This is a genomic window from Pedobacter insulae, from assembly GCF_900113525.1.
GTDB classification, from domain to species: Bacteria; Bacteroidota; Bacteroidia; order Sphingobacteriales; family Sphingobacteriaceae; genus Pedobacter; species Pedobacter insulae.
In genome coordinates this window covers 438652-463749 of the sequence record NZ_FOPP01000002.1, presented here as the reverse complement: position 1 = coordinate 463749, position 25098 = coordinate 438652, and the positions used below count along the sequence as shown (strand labels likewise).

The following is a 25098-nucleotide window of genomic DNA, read 5'->3' as shown; positions in this document are numbered from 1 at the left end:
ACTAAGCTTTATATATCAATGGATTTTGCTCCTCATTATTTAGCAAATCACCAACTTTTAATATTTTCAAATAAGTATCCGGTAAAATATTTGGCTCGCCATTGAAGGTGTTTCCATCCGGCATATAGGCGCAGGTCATTGCCCTTCTATATCCGCTCGTCATATTAGCTCCTGCGCCATGTATCGTTAATCCATTGTGAAAAGAGCAGCTTCCAGCTTTCATGGGCGCAGCTACAGATACTGCTCTTGCAAATTGTGGATAGGCCTGAAAAATGCCGTCCATATTTTTGCCTATTCCTTTATTTTCGTATGTCGTTTCTTTAAATGAAGCTGGAATAAAATATAAGCATCCATTTTCTAAAGTTGCATCGTCTAGAGCTACCCAAATAGAAAGAGCTTTACGATCAGAAAAAGACCAAAAAGGAGTATCTAAGTGCCATGAAGTTGGGTTGGCCCATGGGCGTTTAAAGAGGGCTTGATCATGCCAAATCCGGATGCCATCGGCACCAGAAAGCTGGGCTGCCATTTTGCCAATTCTTTCGTCCAACATAATTTCTTTAACCTTATCATTCGTTTGCCAAAGATTAAGCAACTGGTCAAACACTTTCGAGAAATACTCCGAATCTTTGTTGATGCCATCATCCATTCCTACTTTAGCATCCTTTCCAGGCATTTTTAATCCATTTCGCTCTTCTATTGCCTCGGTAACCGCTTCACGCCATTGTGTTAATTCTTCAGTGGAGAGAAAATCTTCGATTACAATAAATCCGTTCGATTGGAAAAACTGAATCTGTTCTGTAGTTAATTCACATTTCATTTCTTAAGGTATATTTGGTTCAAAGCATCTAATTGTTTACATAGATACAGGATTTTGATTCTAAATACTAATTTGTTTACTGCTTTGCTCGTCTAAGAACAGTACTGCATTTTTGTGTTTTCTTAACAATGTAGAAGGGAGATTATCATTAATTTCTGCTGTTAAGGTATGGTAAACCGCCTTTGCCTTTTTTTCTCCCGGCACTGTACAAAAAGCATATGGAGCTTTTAATAAGGCTGGCAAAGTAAGTGTAAGCGCATGTGTTGGCACCTCATCAATATGCTTAAAGCAACCGTCGTTGACCTGCTGTGTACGGCATGCCTCGTCTAAATCAACGCGCTTTACAAGATAAGGATCATTTTCATCAGCTACATGTGGATCGTTAAATGCCAAATGCGTATTTTCTCCAATGCCCAGGCACACGATATCTGTTTTTAACTTTTTTAGCAATGTTGCATACCTTAAGCATTCTGCTTGATAATCCTTTACATTACCATCAATATAGTTTACTGTATTAAAAGGAACTAAATCGAATAGCCTTTCTTTTAAAAAATTACCGAAACCTTGGGGTGCATCTGCAGCTAGGTCTACATACTCGTCCATATGGAAAGCATTTATCCCAGCCCAATCGATGTCTTTTGTAAGCAAAGCTTCAAAAAATTCATTCTGAGACGGTGCAGCGCCAAAAATAATGTTTACAAATGGTTGCTTTTTTAACAGATTATGAATGCAGTCGGCTACGGCAGTAGCAACTGCTTCCCCCATTGATTTCCTACTCTCAAAAACCTTCACCGTTAACTTGTCTTTTAAAAATTCTTTCATTTCAATATTAGTTACTAAATTCTGCGGAAGTATACACAACCTCTCCGTTAATCATAGTGGTTTTAATGTTAATGTTTTCATCAAAAATTAAAACATCGGCATCTTTACCAACAGTTAAACTCCCTTTAGTAGCTTCTATTCCCATAATGGTGGCTGGGGTTTTACTCATCATCCTAACCGCTTCAACCAGCGGAATATCGGCCATTTGCACCATCGTACGAACCAGTCGATCGGTGGTAGCTACACTTCCTGCAAAAGAAGATCTATCAGCCATTATGGCTACGCCGTTTTCTACGATCACTTTTAATCCAGTTTCCTTATTACCGAGTATACTCTCCCCTTCTGGCATTCCGGCGGCACGCATGGCATCGGTAATCAATGCAATACGATCGGGGCCTTTAATTTTATACACTAATTTTAGTAATGGTGGAGGTAAGTGAATGCCATCGGCAATGATTTCTACATCCATTGAGTCTATTAAATAGGCACTTTCGATCACACCTGCGTAACGGTAAGTATTTCGGCGTGTAACGCCAGACATGGCCGAGTAGAGATGAGTAGCTAAGTTGTATCCATTTTCTACAGCTTCCGCTACTTCTTCATAAATGGCATCAGTATGGGCAATTGCCGCTATAATTCCATTTGCTTTTAAGTATTTTCCCATTTCAACAGCACCTGGTAGTTCTGGAGCCACACTCCATCGCTTAATAACATCCTGACCATAGGCAATGATTTCTTTATACTCTTCTACATCCGGATTTCTGATGTATCGTGGATCTTGTGCGCCACTTTGATTTAGGGCAAAATACGGGCCTTCTAAGTGCATACCAATGAATTGGGCACCGCGGGTATTTTTAACAGTTGCGCTTTTATAAAGCGCTATTGCTGTTAACAAATCTTCTTTCGAACAGGTAAGTGTGGTCGGTGCCATTGCAGTTGTACCATATTTGGCGTGGATTTCTGCAATCTTAAGGTATGCTTCCCCTGTTCCATCCATAAAATCATGGCCACCACCTCCATGAATATGTATGTCAATAAATCCGGGGGAAACATAGTTTCCCTTAACATCGATCACTTCATAACCTGCTACTTCAATATCGCCTTCACTTATCGCTTCTATTTTTTTGTCCTTAATTAATACGGTAGCATTTTTAACAATCCGATAGGGCGTTATGACTTGACCGTTCACTATTTTAATCTTCTTCATCTCTTTTTTATTGAACAATTTAATCAAACATTAATGCTCCAAAAAACTCTGGTAAATGGAAATCGGGGTCTTTTGCTTCAATTTTATTCCAACTATAGAAATGCGGCTGCGGTAGATCATCACCACATTTGAAGAAATTGCCTTGTGCAGTTAATTGATGAAAGCTAAGCAAGTTTGCCTCTTCAAAAATTTCGATCGGCAGTAGGGCCGTAATTTCCCATGTGTACTTAGTGCTGCTATTTACTGGCGTAGAAATGATCTTAATTTGCGTTTGAACCTGAGCGATGAGTTTTTCATCAAGTAAGATTCTGTTTAATCTTTTCTCACCAAAACCAACTAAACAGATGCCCGTACAATTGAACTCGATATTGTAGTATTTTTTTTGTGTACCAAAGGCAACAAAAAACTCGACACAATTATCTTTATGAACACGTCCATTTGTTTGGTAGGTACTTACTTTGATGACGTCTTCTTTTACGTAAAATTTCAAGCATATTGCATCACCCGCGTGTGCAATCACAAAGTTTGCTTCACAATTACTTGGATAGCCTTCCCATGATTGGTGTTTGATTGGAAATTGGGGAAGTGCGTCTAGCAATTGAGAGACTTTTTCGATCTCCGTATTATAACTAATAGACTCTATTAAGGGTATTCGCATTTTTATGGTAAACAGTGATTAAAGTCTTTTAGGAATGCAAGAAACATGTACTTTTCGGTTACATATTTCTTGCATCTTTTAGCATGATTATCTGATATAACCTGGGTTCTGAGTTAGAACAGCATCTTTATTCAAATCAATTTCACTTTGTGGTAAAGGCCAAAGTTGGTGGAAAAGCTGAACCGATGAAGTTTGGATGGGATTCAACCTCTTAGCTCTGGCTACAAGTGTTCCAGTACGTACTAAAGTCATTCTTCGGTTTTCTTCGCCAATTAACTCTCTAACACGCTCATCCAAAATAAAATCTAAGGTTATATCTGATGCCGAAACTTGAGCTGCATTGGCTCTTGTTCTTAAAACATTAATAGAAATAGCTGCCTCAGCTAGTTTAGATTGTTTAAACTGTGCTTCTGCTAATAAAAGGTAAGTTTCTCCAAAACGCATCATGGTAAGATCTTTGTAAGAGCTATTTCCAACTGGGTCTGCAGCAACAAAATGGTTCCATTTAGTAGTGTAAGGAACTATTTTAAATAAGGTATCTGCTGGTGCTGGAACTACTCTTTTTCCTACAGAAGCAGGAAAAGCAGGGTCATTATAGAAAAAATCGCGACGTATATTATACTTAGAGTTACGCATATCGTTAGTTGAGTATAAATTATTGATTACCCAATAGCTTAAGCGAAGACGTCCAATTCCACGCCCTCCTAAAGAATCAGTAATCAATAGGTTTCCAACTCTAGGTGAACCTACACTAGCAGAATAATGAGGTACCCAAACTCTTCTATGTTGATCAAAATTAGGAGTTCCTCCCCCAGGTGTAAGATATTCCATTTCTTCAACCCAAATAGATTCTGTATTACCTGATGAGCGACGTTGATTACCTGTTATAAACATATCCGAAAATGGATCACCAGGTAAATTTTTGTTCACACCAAACCTTGTTTTAACCAAAGTTAATTTCTGACTATTAATTACAGCCATACATTGTGCCTCAGCAAGGTCATTCTTACCTTGTCTTAAATAAGCTTCTGCTAATAATTGGTTTGCTGCTTGTTTATTTATTCTACTTGACTGTGATACTGCATCAATGTTAGGAAGGTTAGCTGCAGCAAAAATTAGGTCATCATTGATTAAAGTATTTAAACTTTCCAATGTAGCCCTTGTGTAGTCTGTTTTTGCTGAATTTACAGGTTTCTCTACCAAGGGAACTGCACCATACAAAGTAACTAAGAAATTATAAGCATACGCTCTATAAAATTTAGCCTCGGCTGTATACAAGTTTCTTTCAGCAGTAGTTAATACAGCACTTTCATCAGCTGCTCCTACTATAATTGCATTAGCATTTGCGATTACTTTATAAGCCCATGTCCAATAGTAAGAAACTGCCAGAGCTTCAGGATTAAGTAAAGAGTAATTTTCAAAAGGAACTGATTCTGGTCCATTTTGTCCATTTATGGCTACATCTGTACCTACTTGCATAACATTCAATAACGATTGACCGGGGTTCTGCGTTGTATACTGCTCACGAACAGATAACATTAGTCCAGCAATTCCTGCCTCTAAACCCGCTTTATTTTTATAAGTATTAAGAGGCGAAAAAGCAGAATCAGAATTTTCGTCCAAGAAAGCTTTCTTACATGAAAGAAAACCAAGTAAAACTGGAGAAATTAATAATAATAAAATTAATTTTTTCATAATATTTTATTTTAGATTTTAACGTAGTGTAACATTTAAACCAAATACAAAAGTTGAAACCAAAGGATATATACCATAGCTAAGCGGTGCATTTGCCAAACCTGATTGATTGTTATTTACACTTAATTCAGGATCAAGACCAACCCAATCAGTAAAAGTTGCGATGTTTCTACCACTTACAAAAGCAGTTACACTACCTAATTTTAATTTATCTAATGCTTTTTGAGTTAAAGTATAGCTCAGCGTAATATCCTTTATTCTAGTATAATTCTGATCAACAGGATAAGCATATTGCTTAGGATTAGTATAAGTTAAAGATGGCTGCGTATTGTTCTTATTAGCTGCGGTCCAATAACCTACTTCTTGCGGAAAACTAACACGACCTCCGTAATTTTGCAAGTTCAATAGCGGGTTGTTTATTTTTGCTCCCTGCGCGGTTTGTATGAAAATACTTAACCCAAATTCTTTGTACTTGAAGTTATTGATGATACCACCGGTCCATTTTGGCAAGCTAGTACCTTGAAAAACTCTATCAGCTTCGGTGATTTTTTTATCACCATTTATATCCACAAACTTTAAACTTCCTGGTGTAGCACTTGGATCTACTTGTGATGCGTCTTCGCCAACTTGCCAAACTCCAGCTAGCTGATAATCGTAAATAGCATAGAGTGGTTTACCAATAAACCATTTGTTACCAATATCATCTTTGCCATCTCCGTAAAGCGAAACGATCTCATTACGGTTAGTTGAGAAGTTGATATTAGATGACCAAGTAAAGTCTTTTTTCTTTATGTTAACTGTATTTAAAGTAAATTCAATACCTCTATTTTTAACACTACCTAAATTATCAAAAATGCTTCCGAAACCTGTAATTGTGGGTAATTGACGTCTCAACAACACATCATTGGTTTTTGTAAAGTAAGCTTCAACTGTACCACTTATTCTATTGTTTAAAATAGAGAAGTCGACAGCAAAATTACTTCCAGTTGTACTTTCCCAATTTAGCTCTGCATTACCTAATACACCACTTGTTAGTAAAGAACTTGAAACTAAACCAGTTGCAGTAATTCCATTAAAAATATATTTTGTAACACCTTGGGTACTAATTGTTTGATATACACCTACTGCTTGGTTACCAGAAGTGCCATAAGAAGCTCTTAACTTGATGTTATCAATTTGTTGTACATCCTTTAAAAAGTTCTCCTTAGAAATATTCCAACCCAAAGCTACAGATGGAAAAGTTCCGTATTTATTAGTAGCAGAACCAAATGCAGAATAACCATCACGTCTTGCTGTTACAGTAAATAAGTATTTACTATCATAAGAGTAGTTAAAACGAGCCATTTGAGAAACTAAAGCTTCTCTGCTGTAAAAAGAACTTGCCGTTACAACAGCTGCTGCACCTATATTATTATATGATACTTCGTCATTAATGAAGGTTTTTCCAGTTGTGCTGCTGATGAAATACTTTTTTTCTTGACCACTATATAATGCAGTAACATCTAAATGGTGTTTTCCCCAGTTTTTATCATAGGTCAATATGTTTTCAATAATCCAACTATTGGTCTCAGTATTACTGATTGCAGCAGTACCTTGATCAGTATCACCTGTATTAGCACCTCTATAAGATGCAGCACGAGAAGGCAAGAATGCGTAATTGGCATTTACTCTATATTTTAAACCTGGTATAAATGTTGGTTTAACTTCTGCATAAAATATACCGTTAAGATTTTTTTGTCTATTTAAAACATCCGCATTTAAACCAAGAAGTGGGTTTCTGGTATATGTTTCAGAAAGCATTGGAAAAATTGTATAATTGCCATTTGGATCACGTAAACGGCCATAAGGACTCATTTGCATAGCAGATGAATAACTCACTGTTCCTCCATCTGTATTATTATCTGCAAAAAACAAAGATGTTCCTGCAGTTAACCAATCCGTTATGGTGGCATCTAGGTTTGATCTAAAAGATGCTCTGCCAAACTGGTAACCTTTTAATACACCTTTTTGCTTTTGATAAGCACCTGAAACAAAATATTTGATTTTATCACCACCACCTGAAATACTCAAGTTATGATCTTGAATAAATCCTTGTTGAGAAATTTCATCTAACCAATTTGTAGTTTTACCAGCAGTATAATTTTCTTGCTCATAGGCATTAGGAACTGGAATAGCACCAGGTTTTTGGTTCTTTTGCGCTAAAAAATCAGTATACTGCTGCACATATTGTTCTGGAGTTAAAGGCGTTAAAGTCTTATTCTGATACTCTGGACCAGCAAAAGTACTATATCTAATAGTTGGCTTACCTGTTTTACCTCTTTTAGTAGTAATTAAGATAACACCACTAGATCCTCTAGTACCATATACGGCAACTGCCGATGCATCCTTTAAAATTTCTATCGACTCGATATCATTTGGATTGAGATCGTTCATAGACCCGCCCAAGTTACTGAACGGAACACCGTCAATTACAGTTAATGGCGCAGTACCTGCGTTAATAGAGTTAACTCCTCTAACTTGGACACCAGCAGAACTACCGGGTACGGAAGAAGATTGACTAATTCTAATACCTGCAACAGCTCCTTCCATTGCATGAAGTACGTTAGTTACTGGCAATTGCGATAATCTTTCTTTAGGTACAGAAGTTACCGATCCTGTAATATCTGAACGTTTTTGCGTACCGTACCCCACAATTACCACTTGGTTCATTTGAAATTGTTGAGAATCAACCAGCAACGTCACATTGATCAGTGATTTATTGCCGACATTGATTTCTTGCGAAACATAGCCTAAATAGGTAATAACCAAGGTGCCACCTTCGGGACTGTTAATCTGAAACTCGCCTTCTGCATTAGTTGCTACCCGGATATTGGTACCCTTCACAGTTACAGTAGCACCGGCTAACGCTTCTCCAGCATCGTTTTTTACCGTACCTTTTACGACTACATCTTTAATATAAAGAGTTTCTGTTGTTTTACTAACTTTTGTTTCCTTAACAAGATTCTCTACAGCTGCATGCAAGCTCGTAGAAAGCATTAGAACAGCAGCAAATAAAATTGTTTGCTTTGCCTTGAAAACCCGGTAAAAGTTAAGAAAAGAAGAATTGCTTAATAATAGTTGTTTTTTCATTCTTTTGAGTTAATTTTTTTGATGATTGCAGGAATTCGAATTCCTGATGTAACATTTAGTGATTAAATAGATTTGCCCTGGGCGAAATCATCTACGACTAATTTTAATTTGTTTCTGCATTCATTTCATGTTTTGATTATAGTTGGTTTATATTGGATTTGGTTAGTATGTTTTGTTTAATTTGAGATAGTTTTCTTTTTAAAGTTTGGCAACCAGCTTTTGATTAAGTGTCCGTAAAAAGCATAAAAAACTAGGTAGATGTAGCAGGGAAATAAAATCCAGTAAGCAGTTCTTACGTCTGAATGATCTGCTACGTACCCGTAGATGAGCGGAAATATTGCACTTCCACAAAGTGCCATAATGAGTGTAGAGGCGCCTACCTTTGTGAAGCGTCCAAGGTTTGTTAAGGCTAGTGGCCAGATACCTGCCCAAACCAATGAATTAGCCAAACCAAGCAAAACGATAAACCAAATGGATACATCGGTGGTATGGCCCAAGATGGTGGCGTTTCCACTAACATAAATAATCAACAGTGTTAATACAGTTCCCAAAAGCGTGCAAATTCGCAATATGTTTACTTGTGAGAGGTATTTTGGAATGAGAATGATTCCTAGTCCGTAGCCAATAATCGTTGTAAACAAGGTGTAGGAAGGAAATACTTTAGCTTCCATAATTGGCATTCCCATTGAATTTGCGTAGGGAATGATAGTGTCGATCGCTATCACTTGTGTACCTACGTGAAAGAATATGGCCAACACGCCTAATATTAAATAAGGGAAATCGAAAAGATTTTTTTTATCCGCATTTAAGGTTGACAATGTTTCATCTTCTTGCTCCGTATCAATTTCTGGAAGTGGCGAGAAACGTATCAATATACCAAGGGCGGCAAGTACTGTCCCTAAAACACTATAAGGAAGAATAACGCGCCGAATTAACTCGTCTAATGCCTCGTTTCTTTCGAAAACGCTCATCAAAGGGAGTTGCTTAAGCATTTCGTTGTCCGCAACCTTGAATATAACGGAAGCAAATATTAAGGGAGCCAGAATTCCAGCTGCCTTATTACATATCCCCATAAAGCTAATCCGCTTCGCAGCTTTTTCGCGGGGACCTAAAATGGTAATATAGGGATTTGCTGCAGTTTGTAGTACCGCCAAACCACAACCTATAGTAAATAAACCAAGTAGAAATATTTCGTAAGTTCTGCTCAACGCGGCAGGTATAAAAATAAAAACCCCTATCGCCATTACCCATAACCCATACATAATACCTTTTTTAAATCCTACCCTTTTTAAAAGGTATGACGAAGGGAGTGACATGATAAAATAGGAAATATAAAAAGCGAAAGCTACGAGATAGGATTGAAAATTACTTAGTTCGCAAGCTATTTTGAAATAAGGAATTAAGATGGCATTAATCCACGTAATAAAGCCGAACACGAAAAACAAACCTCCCAAAATAAACATAGAGATTAATGTTTCTCTTGAATTAAGGGAATTTACCTGAACTGCTCCAGTCACTGCATTTTGTTTTATATTTGGCATATTTTAAGTCCTTAATAAACAGTGTTTTTACAATACCGTTTACGTACCCGTAAATCAATTAAAAAAAATCGCCTTATGTATGCAATTAGCAAACCAACTGGCAAATTCCGTATAAAGGAGTTAAACTTTCTTAACGTTAACGTACACGAATATATAAACTTTTTAATTAAACAAAAATTTTTATTCAATTTTTATTTATTGCTATGAAAGGAAGAAAGCTAAAGGTTGATAGCGAAACCAACCTTTAGCAAAGCTACATGGGTTACTTTAGGGTTACATCCAAGTAAACAGAATGGCGTCCGTAAGTTTCATAAAAGGGCTTGTAAGTTACTCCATCAATCGTAAATTGCAGGCTTTTCGGATCGCCTTGTATCGATTTACCGATATCTTCTAGGTTCAATGTTACTTTACGCCAGTCGTTCCGTGGCGCTGGTTCTTGGGCGGCTAGTAGCACGGGACCATAAAATAGGCTAGCAATGTTCTGTTGATCCATTACAGGATCTAAATGAAACTGAAAAGGCATGCGTAAGTCAATCACATCTCCATCTTTCCATTTGCGGCTCAAAGTAAGGTAACTTCCGGGTTCTGCTTTTGTTTTTTCATCTTTACCGTTTATGGTGACGAAGAATCCTTTGGTTGCCCAGTGCGGCACGCGTACTTTAAGATCGAATTTACCATTGCCCTTAATGGTTAATTTAGTATGGTCTTCTGTTGGGAAGGCAGTTGTTTGTACTACAGTTATTTTCTTTTCGGTCCAATTCAATGTAGAAGGCACATAAAGATTAACATATAACGCATCATTTTCTGCACTTTTAAAATAAATTGAACTCTGCAATTTCGTGCTACTTTCTATTGCAGTACCATTACAGCAAGTAAAACCTGTCATGTTAGGGTTTCCAAACTGCTTAGTAGATCCTGGTCTTAATGGCACATGGTACGTGTTAGCAGGACTATTCTCGGCAACAGAGGCCAAGATATGATTATAAAGTGCTTGCTCATAATAATCCATTAACTCCGCGCGCTGATCATATAAAAACAGATTACCTGTTAATTTAAGCATGTTATAGGTTGCACAGGTTTCATTCTGTCCGCCTGAAGATAGGCCGTTTTCATAGATTGTTGCAGGCTGTCCGATAAAACACTCGGCATTGTTTGGCGTACGCGCTCCGGCTACCCCTCCTATACTATACATGTAATCATTTCTGGTTTTATGCCAAAAATTATCAGCTATTCGATAATAATCTGGAGTATCAGAGTCACGATACATTTCGAGCGCTCCCAAAATCTGAGGAATATGTTGATTGGCATGCAATCCACGGAAAGTATCTACATTTCTAGCTAAGCCGTGTGAATGTTCTGCATCACCATAAAACACTTTAATGTTATCGAACAACTGCGCAACTTTCAAATAACGAGGTTCTTTGGTAAGTCTGTATAGGCGAGCCATTACTTCATTCATACCCCCAAATTCACCTGCAATGTACCTGTTCCACATGCTGATTAATGTTTCGGTTGGTAAAAGACTTACCCGGGCATGCACCCAGCTTCCCATGCCTTTGGCAACTTCAAGTGCCTTTTTGTTACCTGTAACTTCATAAACATCTAACAATCCGGCAAGTATTTTATGTAAGGTATAATAAGGTGCCCAAATTTGGGTTTTCTGTCCCCCGTAATTTGCACCCTTTTCTAACATAATAAACTGATCGGGCGGATAGGCACTAATGAACCCTTTGCCCCAATTCCAATAATCTGTGCGAATCCCTTCTGGGCTAAGATCGGAATCAAAAGTTGATTTGCCGGGCCCCGGTGGTACTGCAGCAGGATCTGATACAAATGCGGTACCCGCAGTTTTAGGCTGACCAGACAGTTGAGACAATTGGTATAATGTATTAACCATATATTCCATTTTTTCTTTAAAGGTAGCCTGCAGTGCTTTGTCATAGCCAGTACTTGTGTATGCCTGGGCAATTGCGGTTAAATAGTGCCCTGTGGCGTGCCCTCGCAATTTGGTTTCTTGCGTGTCCCATACACCTAAAGCCTTGGCTCCTTCTGGTTGAGCCAGACCAAAGGCATTGCGGAACATATAGAGGAATGCATCGGGATTGGTTTTAGCAAGCCCATTGATAAACTTATCCCTATTCTCAATGAACTTTGTTTGATGACCGTGAAGGTCAGCGTTTAATGACACCTGATCTAAATCGAAAGCTTCCAACTTGCGATCTGGAGTACCTGCTTCCTTAGCGTCTTTTACCATTACGATCGCTTTTGGCTGCAAATCTGTGCCAGGAACTGTTCCTGTTATAGTATATTTACCTGCTTTAAGTACTTCACTATTATTGATTGGTGCTGGCCAAATCACCCGTACCTGCGGCCCTTTAATTCCATTGCGATAAACTCCGTTTACGTATACTGGTAACCGCGGAAGATAGCCAATCACCGTTTGCACTTCCACATCTGAAACACTACTTAGATATTCATTGTAAAGCTGGGGGGTTGTCTTGGAGAACACTGGTAAATTATCTTCTTTCTTTGGAGACTCACGCACAACAGCTGTATTACCTTTCCCTGAATTAGTATAAACTGTGGCAAGCTGGCCTTCAGTAAGGGGAATTCTATACAATCTGAAATCGTGTAATTTGGCATCCAAATAAGGATTTTCTGATAAGAATGATTTGCCTATATAGAGTTTATTTTCTTTGTTTGATTCATTGTCGAACAATTGTTTGAGTTCGAGTGTAATGTTTTTTGCTTCCCCAGCGAGTTTTCCATTCACATATGTACGCATGGATTTAGCTGGCACATTAATTACCACAGCTAAATGATACCACTTATTTGTTTCCACAGCTGGTGATCCCAAATTGTAGGCATTTGTTCCATTGATGAGCTCGGCCCGATATCCTGTAAAATCCTTTGTACCTACTGGAGCTACAAAAAAATGTGATTTATCACTTTTTCCAAAATCAAAGAATCGTTGACCGACTGCTGAGGAACGCAAGTAAATCCATCCCATAATCGTTAACGACTCCTCTCCCGCTACCGCCTCGCCTGTGATAGAAAGATAGGCCTTGTTGGCTGCATCTAAAGAGAGTACAGCCCCAAATTTATCGTCGGTTACGAAGGTAGCTTTAGCATTTTGTATGGTTGCTTCTAAATTATTACGGGACCAATCCTTAAGATTACCATTAAAAACATACCGGGCAATCAACCCAGTTTCACCAATTCCATCTAAAATCTGATTTCCGCTTTGCGCCTTCAGCGTATTTGTGCCCATAACCAAGAAACTTAGTATTGCACATGAGAGACAAGTATACAATTTCATGTTATAAAATTATCAATAATCTATAAACGCTAATCTGCTAATTTTAGCCAACAATCATATTATATTATCCATAATAATTGCTATCTTAAGGCATTATTTAGTTTAATATGTCTGATTATAACAATTCAAGAAGAAAATTTTTAACACAAGCTATTTTAGCTTCTGCAGCTGTTGCTACGCCCAACTTGCTGATGGCTAGTGGCAAACATTTTGCTAGTTTTGGTGCGAATGAAAAAGTAAATCTTGCCTGCGTAGGCATTGGAAATCGCGGTGGTGAAATTATTCGTGCATTACATGCCACAGGTTTAGCGAATATAGTTGCGTTATGCGATGTTGACATGGAAGCACCACATACACTTCCTATTTTAAAACTCTTCCCAGATGTGCCCCGCTTTAAAGATTTCAGGCAGATGTTCGATAAAATGGGAAACCAGATTGAAGCCGTTTCAATAGGTACACCTGATTTTTCGCACTTCCCTATTACCATGATGGCCATAGGGTTGGGTAAGCATGTATACGTAGAAAAACCAATGGCACGCACATTCAATGAAGTTGAACTTATGATGAAAGCGGCTGCGAAGCACAAAAAAGTAGTTACGCAAATGGGTAACCAGGGGCATTCGGAAGCTAACTATTTTCAGTTCAAAAAATTAGTTGAAACCGGTGTTATGAAAGACGTAACAGCCATTACAGCCCACATGAATGCTCCAAGACGATGGCATACATGGGATCCCAAAATAACTTCTTTTCCACCTGCCGAGCCAGTTCCCGCCACACTTGATTGGGATCTGTGGCAAATGCATACACAAGGTCATTCTTTTAACAAAGATTTTGTAAATGGACAGTGGCGTTGCTGGTTTGATTTCGGAATGGGCGCATTAGGCGATTGGGGTGCACACATTTTAGATACAGCCCATGAATTTCTAGACCTAGGGCTTCCCTACGAAGTAGATCCCTTGAAATTAGCTGGACATAATAACTTTTTCTACCCAATGTCTACTACATTATCCTTTAAGTTTCCAAAACGTGGTAGTAGGCCCCCAGTAGAGATAAAATGGTTTGATGGGGTTGATAATCTTCCACCCCTGCCAGCAAATTATGGTGTACAAGCGTTAGATCCAAATATCCCACCACCAAGTACCGGGGCGATTAAGCCTGCTGCCTTAAACCCAGGTAAAATTATCTATAGTAAAGAGCATACATTTAAAGGCGGCTCTCACGGTAGTATTTTATCGGTTATTCCTGATGGAAAGACAAACGTTTCCTTGCCAACATTTGAGCAAAGCCCTTCAAATCACTTTGCCAATTTCTTAAAAGCCTGTAAAGGTGAGGAAAAGACACGTTCACCATTTCACCTAGCAGGTCCTTTAAGTCAGGTATTTTGTTTAGGTGTAATGGCACAATGGACTGGCGAGAAAATTGTATTCGATAGAAAGAAGAAAGTCATTACTAGCAGTAAACTTGCAAATGATTTGTTAATTGGCCCACCACCGCGTAAAGGTTGGGAACAATATTATAAAGTATAATAAGTTAAGCTACCAGCCTACATAGGTTGGTGGCTTAATCCCTTTTAACCGTAGATAAACAATAAGCTGGCCCAAGTGATGTGTTTTGTGGTCATGCATTAGTAACAAAATCTGCCTACGCGTCATCGGGCCTGCGAAGAATTTAACCTTTTCATCTAACTGCTCGGCATTCATCTTGGTATGTGCTTTAAGTGCAAGATCGTAAGCATTTTCTACTATATTCAATACTTCGCTCTTTGATAATTTCTTTTTTTCGTCTCTCTTTACGGGAGCATCGACAAGAAGATAAGACGAGGACAACCATGTCATGTTATCTGTTATATGAAGCAATTGCTCACGGAAACTCATTTCGTCTGGAGAGGCTTTAAAGTCATAAAATTCTTCTGGCATTAGAGCTGCAAGTTTTAAGCTATATGTTTTGCTATTTGCCCATTTACGAGCCAGTTGCACCTGCAAGCTATCGGTAGATTGGGCTATAGCGGTTAATACGGCACCCACTAAGACCATTGTTAGTAAAAATCGTTTCATTTTGAAATGTGTGATTAGTTAATGGTTAATTCTTCTGTAAAGCTAAACAATTATTGAATTATTCCATTTAATACGGCGAAGCGTATGAGTGCAGCACTATTTTTTACTCCTGTTTTTTCAATTAAACTTTGCCTATGCCCCTCAATTGTTCTTTTACTAATAAACAACTTCTCGGCCATTTCACTATTTGTTAAGCCCTCTCCTAGTAAATTAAGAATTTCGATCTCTCTTAAAGAAAAATCGATATTATTTTGTGAAATGTTAATAGATTGGTTACTGATGATTACTTTATCAAGCATCATTAAGGAAAGTTCTGAGCATATGTATTTAGCCCCCATACTGATATGTTTTAAGGCGAACAGCAATTCGTCAGCATTTACATTTTTTAGTAAATAGCCTTTCGCTCCTGCAAGAAAAGCTTGTGCAATATACTTTTCGTTATCATGCATCGATAAGATCACCACATCAATCTGGGGATGAGCCTGCTTCAGTTCTTTTATAAGCGTAATACCGTCCATCTCTGGCATATTAATATCCGCTAATACGATATCCACTGCGTTTTCATTTGCTATAAAATCCAAAACTTCCTTGCCGTTTTCTAATTCGCCGGCAATCTTAATCTCCGCATCTTGTTCCAGCAGTAATTTAATTCCGTTTCTAACAATATTATGGTCCTCCGCTAATAAAACTTGTAGCATCTCAATTTGGATTAATGATAAAATTATTCGTCGCCCTTATTTAAATCTATTAATTCTTGCTTCAGTCGCTCGATGTGAAGGGTCATCCTATCTACCTTTTCATATTTAATGAGCAGGTCATGTGTTTTCATGGTCGACAGTAGATTTTTTCGTTCTTCCATCAGCCTGATGGCTACCCATATAGATTCTTCTACAGCCTTTACTTGTTCATTCTCTAAAATTTTTTCTGTAAAGGTATGTCCTGTATAACATCGGTACCGGGACACATCATCATTGGTTACTTGCACAAGCGTTCCACCACAATCTGGACACGTAAACGGTGTTAAGGGACCAAGCTCCAACAATTCGTTTACATTACTACTCATTCGCTTGGAGATACTTGCTTCCAGCTTAATATCGGCGGGCGCCTCTATCGGTTCGCACAATGTTCTAGAAAATAAGTCTGACAATATATAACCCATTTCGTTGACAGAAACGGTATAATCTACTTTCATATTTTGTAAAACATTTCTAGGCATATCCGGAAACTCAGCTTCCTTAGGATCTTGAACCATACAGAGTCCGCCACTTCTTTTAATAGCTGACATTCCCGAGGTACCATCATCTAAAAGGCCAGTTAAAATAATTCCAGTTACGCAGGAAGTATAGATAGCAGCGGCCGATCTAAAAAGTACATCTATTGATGGTCGCCAGTGATTTTCAAGGGCACCTTTTCTAACCATCACTATACCCTTTTCTAGCAAAGTATGATGATCTGCGGGCGCTAAATACACATTTCCATTCACAATTCCCTCTCCATCTACTGGAATACAGCAGGGAAGTGAAGTCTTTCTCTGAAGTTGTTTTAAGATGATTTCACTGGTTGAATTACGCGCCAGGTGCAGTACAATGAAAATAGCTGCATCAAATCCTCTTTTAAAACCTTCTAACAGCTTTGATACCGCAGCAATGCCCCCTGCAGATGCACCTATTGTGATGATATTTTTTACCACTTCTTTTCCCATTATGCTAGCTATCAGCAATGATCATCTCTTTATTAAATTGAACCCTAATCTCTGTCCCTCCCCGATCTGTATTTACCTCCATGGTGCCATTTAATAAAAATACCCTGTTTTTTATGCCTCTTAGTCCAGACCCTTTTTTTAGCGACTGCTCAAACGATTGATTAAACCCCTTGCCATTATCAGCAACAACTAGTGTGATGAAATCTCCTGCTGTAGTTACCTCAATTACTACTTCAGTAGCACAAGCATGTTTGATGCAATTGTTTATTAATTCCTGCATTATTCTAAAAACAAATAATTGCAAGTTTGGTTCAATATCATCTACTGAATTTTTTAATTTAGTCCTAATTTTAAAATTTACTGATGAAAATTTCTGAGCTATCTCCTTAACACCTGCAGTAAATCCAAAATCTCGTAAAACTGATGGAGTTAAATCATATGACAGCGAACGGGTTTCCGCAATAGCCTGATCTAATAGTTGGTTTACATTTTTAAGTTCCTCTTTAAAGTCAGCTGCAATTTGTATCCGTTGTAGATTTAAGCGCACCCCATATAAGAGTTGGCAAACACTATCATGTAAAGATGCACTAATTTTATGACGCTCTTTTTCTTGCGCATTAAATGCGGTGGATAAAATGAGCTTTTGCCGCTCTTCAAATTGGGTTTGTTTTTTCTTAGCTATTCTTTCTCTTTCGGTTATATCTCTTAATATACCTGCATAATATTTATCGTTTGCAGAATTTGCAACCTGATGACCTTGGGCGGCCATCACTTTTACGCGGCCATCCTTGGTAATAACCCTGAATTCTAAGATTAAATTTTTAAAATTACTGGCTGCTGTAATCAATTCCTGCTTTACCTTTTGCCTATCTTCTGGGTGAATCAATGCAATTAAACCCTTAACTGTACCATCATATTCCCAAAGATTGATTTCGAACAGCGAATAACAATATTCATCTATAAAAACTTTGTTAGTACTTAGGTCGATTGTCCATGTACCCGTTCCGGACGAACTTAAAGTCAATTTCAGACGCTGAGTAGTCTCTAATAACTTTTGTTGTGCCTGTCTACTTTCAGAAATATCGATGACGGTAATATAGTACTGCGGCGTATTTGTAAAAGCATTCGTAACCGCAATACCTTCCATACGGGTGTAAAAGCCCCCTCCATTGCTAAGCGCAATTCTGATTTCTTTAGTTTGTTTACCATCATTCAGTTGCATTTTGTGCAAGAAGGAATAGAAATTTTCCCAATCTTCTGGGCTCACAAAACTTTGAAATCTTTTACCAATAGAATCAAATTGGTTGATGGCCAGTAAATTCGCGCCTACTCTATTCGATTCTTCAATTATCCCTAAGCGATCTAAAATAAAATATCCCACTGGAGCAAGTTCAAAAAAGCCTTCAAATTTTGCGCGTTCTGACTCCAAAAGTTGTGAAGAAGCTAGTAGCTCATCACTTTGCATTTCGAGCTCTAGCTGTGCAATTTGAAGTTCACCTACTAAAACAGCGATTTTCTCATCTGTTATATTTTCCAGATTACTGTGCTCATCCAATAATCTATGATCAATTCTGTTTCGAATTGTCTCGATTAACGATGTTTTGTTTGAATTCTGTTTTTCCTTCACCTTTTTGGTCTTTAAAAGTGACAATCATGCCGCATGCTTTTCTGACAATTTATCTGTCGCATAACGAAAATTAACTGTTAGTTTAAGCAGCCCAGCATCCTGAAACTCATGTTCTATATAGGTTTCCGCATTCTTTAAACTATTAAATACGTGGTCCAGTTTCGTATTCTTCCACCTGTTGACAACAATCTCCATAAAGAATTGTTCTCTCACTTCTGCTTCGGTCAGCTTAAATAAAGCTAAAAAGGAGTCATTTACCACTAAAACCTTTTTATCTTTATCTAACAATACCGCTGCCGAATCTATTGCCTGATTAAGCTACCTCTTAAACTTGGTTAAATTATCCGTTTTTAAAGCATGGCACCACCGCTTCTCTCATCTCGATCAAAATCACTCTCTTTATCAGGATCCTTATCGAGATTTTCCCTATCTGAATTATAATTAGGTTCGTCTGCGTTAGCCGACGGATTGTCCTTATTTTCTGGACTTGAATTTTGTGTCCCCACTGCTGCATTAGCATGATCGGCATCACTTCCTTGACTCAAGGGGCCGTTACTAGGATTCGAATCTGAACCCAGTGGCATCTCACTATTGTTTGCCGGCTCATCTTTTTGACTCCACTCATTTTTACTTTGTGGTTGGTTGAAGTCGCTGTTTTGTTCATTTTGATTTTCCATGATATTTGTATTTAGGTTAATAATGATTAAGGTTTGTAATGGATGACCCTACCTCTTCTACGATCCCCATAATAACGTAGCGGATAGTTATAAAAAGTGAACCCGTTTTTCCAGATAAGGTTTCAGAAAATTTCAAAAAACAATGAGTATTTGCTTAAACCAATTTTAAATTGGGTTGTTACTTTAGAAAAAAGCAACATGGTTAATCAAGAAAAAAAGTTAAGAGATGGCGCATGCATTAGTCCTTGGCAGTTAGCAGGAAAAGACCTAGTTAGCCACTCAACAGATCAGAAAAAACATGAAACATTTGATACAATAATCATTGGCGGAGGTATAACAGGTTTAACCACCGCATTATTACTTCAACAATGTGGAAAAAAATGTATTGTAGTAGAAACAAAAACAATAGGGTTTGGTACAACCGGAGGAACAAGCGCACATTTGAACACTTTCTTTGATGCCACCTATGCTGATATTGAATCTGATTTCGGTAAAGAGGAGTCTAAACTCGTGGCGAAAGCGGGTAAAGAGGCCATGGCGATGATAAAAAAGCTGGCAACAGACCTGGCCATCGATTGCGATTTAGCAGTTAAAGATGGCTATCTTTTTGCGCAAGACGAAAAACAGGTTGAGGAGCTTTCAAAAATTTTAGCAGCCTCAAAAAGAGCAGGGATTGAGGTTACGGAAACAGCTGAGATTTGTGTGCCAATTCCCTTTCAATCGGCCATTATCTTTACAGGACAAGGCCAATTTCATCCTATTGAGTACATTCAAAAATTAGCCGTTGCATTTATTGACTTAGGCGGCGTTATTAGCGAAAATACATTTGTAAATGAGGTTGAGAAAAAAGGAGATCTTTATCATGCTACTACGCCTAATCAGGTGTTTACGGGGAGTAAATTAGTTTATGCCACCCATGCCGTACCGGGAGTTAATGCATTTAGCTTTAAGTGTGCGCCGTATCGAAGCTATGTCTTGGGTGTAACCTTAAAAGATGATCATTACCCTGAAGATTTGGCCTATGATATGATGGAACCCTATCACTATTTCAGGAGCCACGAAATTGATGGGCAGTCCTATTTAATTGTAGGGGGAGAAGACCACAAAACAGGTCAGGGCGATCCCACACAGGCATTTGAATCCTTAGAAACATATATAAAGCAATATTTCAACGTCAAAGAGGTAGCCTTTAAATGGTCATCTCAATATTATATACCGACAGACGGCCTGCCCTATATTGGTCCATCACCAGCCTTGGCCGATGCCTATGTTGCTACCGGCTTCAATGGGAATGGGATGATGTTTGGTACTTTATCTGCCATGATTATCAGTGATGACATCTTAAATAAGAAAAATGATTATGCTGCACTTTTTTCTCCGAGCAGGATAAAGCCTCTTGCGGGGCTGGGTGAGTTTATTCAAGAAAACGCAAATGTAGCATGGCATTTTATTTCCGACCGTTTTAAAACCGAAGAAATAGCGAAATTGAAAGATATTCCCAATGATACTGGACAAGTTGTGGAGTTTGAAGGCGAAAAACTAGCTGTTTATAAAGGACCTCGAGGAAAGGTTACCGCACTCAGCCCAGTTTGTACACATGCAGGATGCATTGTCAATTTTAATCCTGAAGAGAAAACCTGGGACTGTCCCTGCCACGGCGGCCGTTATGATATTGAGGGAAATGTAATTAGTGGTCCTCCTTTAAGAAAGTTAGCACGTTATAAATGATAAATTATGGATAATACTCCTTATATCCCAATTCAAAAAGAGGGACACTTTACCGATGCGATAGCATCGCAACTGCTTGACGACTTACCAGCAGCTCAATACCATTTCAAAATAGCCACAACACGTTTACTCGACATTAATAATTGGCATCAAATCTGTCCGATAAAGGCTAGTGTGTTTCGGCAAACTGATAGCCAAGGCAATCCCAAAGAGGGCCAGGCTAAAATAGGGAACCTCATTCGAATAGATATTCCTGGTCCCGGTAGCAACGTGGGAGATGGTTTTGACTGGGTAATGATTCAAAACATTGAAGAAATTACGGCGACAGGTATTGATAAGGAAGTACTCGTCATGAAGGTTAAGCCTTGTGCCAATCCACATGCGGAAAGCGTTGATACTGCTCATTTTTTAAACGATGCAGCGACTTCGACTTTTATTGTAGCCAGACAGGGTCGGCTCATTCAGGCTGAAGTACATGGCAGAAATGAGGTACCCAATTTAAAGATTGACGGAATTGCAGACAAAGCTCGCAATGCGATCATCGGGCTTGGAGCCATTTTAGGTATTTCTGTTCTTCAATGGAAATTATTGACAGAGGGTATAGTGAGTTTAAACAATGATCGTGGAATTTAAATCATATATCGGACTTGCAGCTGGTATATTAACGGCAATTTCCTCTCTTCCACAGATCATTAAAGTCGTAAAAGATAAAAAAGCCCAGGATGTGTCGCCCATCATGTTTATGATCTTATTAGCGGGTAATGGCGCTTGGTTGTACTATGGAATATTAATCAAAGATTTACCAATTCTAATTACCAATGCGTTTTCCTGCATACTGGATTTGCTGATGATTTACCTCAATTACCGCTTTAAAAATAAAAAATAGTCACTTATCCTTCAGTTAACTTTTCTATTTTATCAATCATCTCATTAAGATCAAAAGGTTTAGTAATAAAAGCATCACATCCATAATCCGACAATGATGTCATTGTGAGCGGATAAGCTGAATAAATAATAACAGGAATTTTTGAATATAGCCTATTCTCCTTTATGTGTTTACAAAGGGCACCTCCATTTATTGATGGAAGAAGGTAATCTAATACGATTAAATCTGGGCTTTCTTTTTTAATAAGTTCGTCTATATCCGAAACACCATGAGAAACAGCAACCACATAACCTAGAGAAACCAAGAGCTCCTGCAAAATATCACAAATACTATGGTCGTCATCTATAATTAAGATTCTTTGTGATTTAGCAGGAATTGGTTTTAACATAAGATGGAATATGCACAAACATACCAAGTTATATTTTGCAAAAAAGCGCGTGTTTATACGGTATTTAAATTGTATAAATACGGGCCCGGAGCTTGTAAAGATTGTAGCCAAAATTTGTAACCTAGCAAAGCCAGACCTGTGTAGATCTGGCTTTTAGGGATAGCTAATTCACACTCACAACTAGCGACGAAACACTGTCATTAAAACCAATATCAGTTAAGCAGTCTTCATCTGCAGTAAGTGTTATGACACTCCCTGTAAAATTATTGCTCTTATATAACGTTACTTTCAAGCCAGCTGGCACTTTCACTGCTGATGCCTCATCGTTAATTACCCCTAAAGCCTGCAATTGGGACATGGTATAAGAACCAACCCCAAGGCTACTATTCCAACCCCCATAACTACAATTCTGATAAAGCGTTACTTTCGGAGCCGGGGGTGGAGTTGCTGCAGCTTCTGCATAAGTACTTGCTATCCTAATGCGCTTCACAAAATGTGTTGCCTGAGACTCATCTCCACCATACACTCCCCATTTTGGATCGCAATAATCGCTATCTAAAGTTCGGCAATAATAACGTTGGCCACCCCCAATAAGTGTCTGTTTAACACCATTATACCACAATTCAACATAGCCAGTTGTTGCACTATAAGACGCATTGATACGCATGGTAAAATCAGTCCAAGCGTTGGTAACCAGTGGTGTCGACCATAATACAAAAGCGGTGTGATTAGCATCGAAATATTGCAATTCTATATTACCATTTTTGGTTCTCAGCATCAAAGGGTGGTTTGCTAATGAGCCAGCTGTCGGATAAGATTTCCATTGCCAAATTGCATCGGTCTGTAGCGATATAGGCATGTAGATTTTACTCCGCCAACCTACATAAAAGTTAGTCCCTTCGGGCGCAGCAAAGCCAACAGAGCCGTGCCCTTCAGCACGGTGACTCCCAGCGGGCTTAAGAAACTTCCATACAGGTGTACCTGTTTCATCATTTACAACGGTAACCGTTCCACTTTGCTCTACGTTAATCGCCTTCCAAACTGCCGCAATTCCAAGTGAAGCGTCACCATTATGGTAAATAGATTGGATAGTAGAACCGCCTGAACCCTTTTTCCACGAAGGATTATTGTTGGTGAATTCCGATTCTACGTTTTCTGCATTGGTGTTGCCTTTCTTGCAACTGCTTTGGAACAAAGCCAGTGCGATGCCTAACATTAGGATGTTGATTTTTTTCATGATACTTGGTTTTAATATTTGGTTAATAATTAATTGATATGTAGTCTGCCACTTCTCTATTATTGTGGTTCTGAGAAGCAATGAAACATGCAAGTTTATTCCCAATTATCTGTCCTAAAAGGTGAAGCAGGCAAATTGGCAAAGTTAAAAAGATTGGGCCTCGAAAAATTTTTCCAAGCAAAACGTACGGCAACTGGTTTGGTAATCGAGTTACATTGAATAACAACTGTATTACCTTCGATGATAGCCTTTGCCGGTACGAACTGCTTATCTGCACCTGCAATTTCGAATTCCCTTAAATCACCATCTTTTGCCAAAAGGCCTTCTCCAAAGTCAAACCAGATCCTGATTTTATTCCCTTCAACTTTTTTTGATTTGTACAATGGGCCAGAAAACGCTTTTTGCCGATGATACAATTTAGCCATTGGCCATAAGGCTAATCGCTTCCCAACCGTCTCTTTATTTCTTGGATGGATATCTAACGAATCCCCAACATCTGTAATCACCACCATACCAGTATTTCGTAGTTGCCGGTAGGTTATCAACTGCGCTTCTCTTATTTCTGGTTTCTTCTGATAATGCATTGCAATCTGCACAAAGTAAAAAGGCAGATCCTGCCCAAAATCTTTTCGCCAATGATTAATCAGTGTAGGGAAGAGTTTTTGATATTGGCTAGCACGATCAGAATTCGATTCACCTTGATACCAGATTACGCCTTTTAAAGTGTAAGGTAATAGCGGACTAATCATCGCGTTGAAGAGTACAGTTGGAGCCTTATAATCTGTACCTGGATTTACTGGCGCTTTCGGTATGGGTTTAGTTGATCCTTCGTTCTTTAATTTGGCCAAGTCCATTTCATAAGCCTGTTTTATCAAAGGGTAATCCTTCACCCTCTTTTGATATTCCTCCAAAATCTTGATCAACTCCGCATCATTTTCTAAAACCTCTTTTTTTGTCCATGATTCTGCCGGAGTTCCACCCCAAGATGAATGGATAAGCCCTACCGGAAATCCAGTTCCCTTTAAAATCTCCCTTCCAAAATAATAGGCCACTGCAGAAAATTTACCCGCCGTTTGCGGTGTACAAGTTTCCCATTTTCCTTCCACATCATGTTTAGGTGTGGAAGCAATAGTTTGCTTCACAGTAAACATTCTAAGTCTAGGGTAATCAGCAGCTGCAATTTCTTGTTCATAATTAAAAACGCCTGTCTGCCAGCTGGTGGCTTGCTTTCCCAGCGGAAAGGTCATATTAGATTGACCGGAGCACAACCAAACCTCGCCTAACAATACGTTGTTGATTACGATTTTATTTTTCCCAGTAATGGTCAAGGTGTAGGGTCCTCCAGCTTTTGGTGTATGAAGAGGAATAGTCCAGTTTCCATTTATATCGGCAATAGTTCGCAATATTTGGTGATCCCAACTTGCCAAAATAGATACACTTTCACCCGCAATTGCCCAACCCCATAAATTAACCTTCGTTTTTTGCTGCAACACCATCTCATCAGCGATAATAGCGGGGAGCTTAATTTGAGCCCATGAAAGGTTAACTAAAGCAAGTAAAAAGACAGTTAAGACCATCTCTTTTACAAAAATTTTAAAGTTTATCATAGCA

At 38.5% G+C, this 25098-nt stretch carries 21 protein-coding genes; 4 read left to right on the top strand and 17 right to left on the bottom strand.

Features of this window, described 5'->3' with window-relative positions; all coding sequences use genetic code 11:
• Window position 1: 1 nt before the first annotated feature.
• The 8 genes from BM207_RS04950 to BM207_RS04915 all read right to left on the bottom strand — a co-directional run bounded on the left by BM207_RS04950 (window position 2) and on the right by BM207_RS04915 (window position 13140).
• Entirely contained in the window at window positions 2–817 is an 816-nt protein-coding gene (locus BM207_RS04950) for a phytanoyl-CoA dioxygenase family protein (RefSeq protein WP_090992447.1), read from the bottom strand.
• A gap of 60 nt (window positions 818–877) precedes the next feature.
• Window positions 878–1639: a 6-phosphogluconolactonase gene (locus BM207_RS04945; RefSeq protein WP_090992446.1), complete on the bottom strand. Its 762-nt coding sequence runs from the start codon at window positions 1637–1639 to the stop codon at window positions 878–880.
• A gap of 7 nt (window positions 1640–1646) precedes the next feature.
• Complete coding sequence (nagA, locus tag BM207_RS04940; RefSeq protein WP_090992526.1) at window positions 1647–2846, bottom strand: N-acetylglucosamine-6-phosphate deacetylase; 1200 nt, start codon at window positions 2844–2846, stop codon at window positions 1647–1649.
• A gap of 19 nt (window positions 2847–2865) precedes the next feature.
• A complete protein-coding gene (locus BM207_RS04935) occupies window positions 2866–3504 on the bottom strand; it encodes a carbohydrate-binding family 9-like protein (RefSeq protein ID WP_090992445.1) in 639 nt (212 codons plus the stop codon).
• Between the two features lie 87 nt (window positions 3505–3591).
• Window positions 3592–5199 carry a RagB/SusD family nutrient uptake outer membrane protein gene (locus BM207_RS04930; protein WP_090992444.1) on the bottom strand — a complete coding sequence of 536 codons (1608 nt, stop codon included), beginning with the start codon at window positions 5197–5199 and terminating at the stop codon, window positions 3592–3594.
• Between the two features lie 18 nt (window positions 5200–5217).
• Entirely contained in the window at window positions 5218–8328 is a 3111-nt protein-coding gene (locus BM207_RS04925) for a SusC/RagA family TonB-linked outer membrane protein (RefSeq protein WP_218155020.1), read from the bottom strand.
• Window positions 8329–8504: 176 nt separating this feature from the next.
• Window positions 8505–9869: a sugar MFS transporter gene (locus tag BM207_RS04920; RefSeq protein WP_090992443.1), complete on the bottom strand. Its 1365-nt coding sequence runs from the start codon at window positions 9867–9869 to the stop codon at window positions 8505–8507.
• A gap of 262 nt (window positions 9870–10131) precedes the next feature.
• Entirely contained in the window at window positions 10132–13140 is a 3009-nt protein-coding gene (locus BM207_RS04915; RefSeq protein WP_245768025.1) for a beta-L-arabinofuranosidase domain-containing protein, read from the bottom strand.
• Window positions 13141–13295: 155 nt separating this feature from the next.
• On the opposite strand from BM207_RS04915, the gene BM207_RS04910 reads away from it, so the two are divergent.
• Window positions 13296–14714: a Gfo/Idh/MocA family protein gene (locus BM207_RS04910; protein WP_090992441.1), complete on the top strand. Its 1419-nt coding sequence runs from the start codon at window positions 13296–13298 to the stop codon at window positions 14712–14714.
• A 9-nt stretch (window positions 14715–14723) separates the two neighbouring features.
• Here the strand turns inward: BM207_RS04910 and BM207_RS04905 are convergent, their stop codons facing one another.
• The 6 genes from BM207_RS04905 to BM207_RS04880 form a co-directional block, all read right to left on the bottom strand.
• Entirely contained in the window at window positions 14724–15242 is a 519-nt protein-coding gene (locus BM207_RS04905; protein ID WP_090992440.1) for a DinB family protein, read from the bottom strand.
• A gap of 50 nt (window positions 15243–15292) precedes the next feature.
• Window positions 15293–15940 (bottom strand): response regulator transcription factor, encoded by a 648-nt coding sequence (locus tag BM207_RS04900; RefSeq protein ID WP_090992439.1) that lies wholly within the window; start codon window positions 15938–15940, stop codon window positions 15293–15295.
• Between the two features lie 23 nt (window positions 15941–15963).
• Window positions 15964–16944 (bottom strand): chemotaxis protein CheB, encoded by a 981-nt coding sequence (locus BM207_RS04895; RefSeq protein ID WP_090992438.1) that lies wholly within the window; start codon window positions 16942–16944, stop codon window positions 15964–15966.
• A 4-nt stretch (window positions 16945–16948) separates the two neighbouring features.
• Window positions 16949–18571, bottom strand: a complete 1623-nt coding sequence (locus BM207_RS04890; RefSeq protein ID WP_143095917.1) for a PAS domain-containing sensor histidine kinase — start codon at window positions 18569–18571, stop codon at window positions 16949–16951.
• A gap of 24 nt (window positions 18572–18595) precedes the next feature.
• A complete protein-coding gene (locus BM207_RS04885; RefSeq protein WP_090992436.1) occupies window positions 18596–18859 on the bottom strand; it encodes a hypothetical protein in 264 nt (87 codons plus the stop codon).
• A gap of 62 nt (window positions 18860–18921) precedes the next feature.
• Window positions 18922–19248, bottom strand: coding sequence for a hypothetical protein (locus BM207_RS04880; protein ID WP_090992435.1), 327 nt, complete (start codon window positions 19246–19248; stop codon window positions 18922–18924).
• 198 nt (window positions 19249–19446) lie between these two features.
• Here BM207_RS04880 and BM207_RS04875 point away from each other — a divergent pair, with 198 nt between their 5' ends.
• From BM207_RS04875 to BM207_RS04865, 3 genes are read left to right on the top strand one after another with little or no spacing between them, the layout of a single operon-like run.
• Window positions 19447–20976, top strand: coding sequence for an FAD-dependent oxidoreductase (locus BM207_RS04875; RefSeq protein ID WP_090992524.1), 1530 nt, complete (start codon window positions 19447–19449; stop codon window positions 20974–20976).
• Window positions 20977–20982: 6 nt separating this feature from the next.
• Entirely contained in the window at window positions 20983–21609 is a 627-nt protein-coding gene (locus tag BM207_RS04870; RefSeq protein ID WP_090992434.1) for a hypothetical protein, read from the top strand.
• Window positions 21599–21862: a SemiSWEET family sugar transporter gene (locus BM207_RS04865; RefSeq protein ID WP_090992523.1), complete on the top strand. Its 264-nt coding sequence runs from the start codon at window positions 21599–21601 to the stop codon at window positions 21860–21862. Before BM207_RS04870 ends, BM207_RS04865 begins: the two co-directional genes overlap by 11 nt.
• A 4-nt stretch (window positions 21863–21866) precedes the next feature.
• On the opposite strand, the gene BM207_RS04860 is transcribed toward BM207_RS04865, so the two are convergent.
• From BM207_RS04860 to BM207_RS04850, 3 genes are all read right to left on the bottom strand, one after another.
• Complete coding sequence (locus tag BM207_RS04860; RefSeq protein WP_090992433.1) at window positions 21867–22250, bottom strand: response regulator; 384 nt, start codon at window positions 22248–22250, stop codon at window positions 21867–21869.
• A gap of 163 nt (window positions 22251–22413) precedes the next feature.
• Window positions 22414–23487 carry a heparin lyase I family protein gene (locus BM207_RS04855; protein WP_090992432.1) on the bottom strand — a complete coding sequence of 358 codons (1074 nt, stop codon included), beginning with the start codon at window positions 23485–23487 and terminating at the stop codon, window positions 22414–22416.
• A gap of 95 nt (window positions 23488–23582) precedes the next feature.
• Window positions 23583–25094, bottom strand: coding sequence for a sialate O-acetylesterase (locus tag BM207_RS04850; RefSeq protein ID WP_218155019.1), 1512 nt, complete (start codon window positions 25092–25094; stop codon window positions 23583–23585).
• Window positions 25095–25098: the final 4 nt, after the last annotated feature.

Coding starts and splice junctions, on each gene's coding strand:
- BM207_RS04950 (WP_090992447.1), bottom strand. CDS start 817: ATGAAATGTGAATTAACTACAGAACAGATTCAGTTTTTCCAATCGAAC.
- BM207_RS04945 (WP_090992446.1), bottom strand. CDS start 1,639: ATGAAAGAATTTTTAAAAGACAAGTTAACGGTGAAGGTTTTTGAGAGT.
- nagA (WP_090992526.1), bottom strand. CDS start 2,846: ATGAAGAAGATTAAAATAGTGAACGGTCAAGTCATAACGCCCTATCGG.
- BM207_RS04935 (WP_090992445.1), bottom strand. CDS start 3,504: ATGCGAATACCCTTAATAGAGTCTATTAGTTATAATACGGAGATCGAA.
- BM207_RS04930 (WP_090992444.1), bottom strand. CDS start 5,199: ATGAAAAAATTAATTTTATTATTATTAATTTCTCCAGTTTTACTTGGT.
- BM207_RS04925 (WP_218155020.1), bottom strand. CDS start 8,328: ATGAAAAAACAACTATTATTAAGCAATTCTTCTTTTCTTAACTTTTAC.
- BM207_RS04920 (WP_090992443.1), bottom strand. CDS start 9,869: ATGCCAAATATAAAACAAAATGCAGTGACTGGAGCAGTTCAGGTAAAT.
- BM207_RS04915 (WP_245768025.1), bottom strand. CDS start 13,140: ATGGGCACAAATACGCTGAAGGCGCAAAGCGGAAATCAGATTTTAGAT.
- BM207_RS04910 (WP_090992441.1), top strand. CDS start 13,296: ATGTCTGATTATAACAATTCAAGAAGAAAATTTTTAACACAAGCTATT.
- BM207_RS04905 (WP_090992440.1), bottom strand. CDS start 15,242: ATGAAACGATTTTTACTAACAATGGTCTTAGTGGGTGCCGTATTAACC.
- BM207_RS04900 (WP_090992439.1), bottom strand. CDS start 15,940: ATGCTACAAGTTTTATTAGCGGAGGACCATAATATTGTTAGAAACGGA.
- BM207_RS04895 (WP_090992438.1), bottom strand. CDS start 16,944: ATGGGAAAAGAAGTGGTAAAAAATATCATCACAATAGGTGCATCTGCA.
- BM207_RS04880 (WP_090992435.1), bottom strand. CDS start 19,248: ATGGAAAATCAAAATGAACAAAACAGCGACTTCAACCAACCACAAAGT.
- BM207_RS04875 (WP_090992524.1), top strand. CDS start 19,447: ATGGTTAATCAAGAAAAAAAGTTAAGAGATGGCGCATGCATTAGTCCT.
- BM207_RS04870 (WP_090992434.1), top strand. CDS start 20,983: ATGGATAATACTCCTTATATCCCAATTCAAAAAGAGGGACACTTTACC.
- BM207_RS04860 (WP_090992433.1), bottom strand. CDS start 22,250: ATGTTAAAACCAATTCCTGCTAAATCACAAAGAATCTTAATTATAGAT.
- BM207_RS04855 (WP_090992432.1), bottom strand. CDS start 23,487: ATGAAAAAAATCAACATCCTAATGTTAGGCATCGCACTGGCTTTGTTC.
- BM207_RS04850 (WP_218155019.1), bottom strand. CDS start 25,094: ATGATAAACTTTAAAATTTTTGTAAAAGAGATGGTCTTAACTGTCTTT.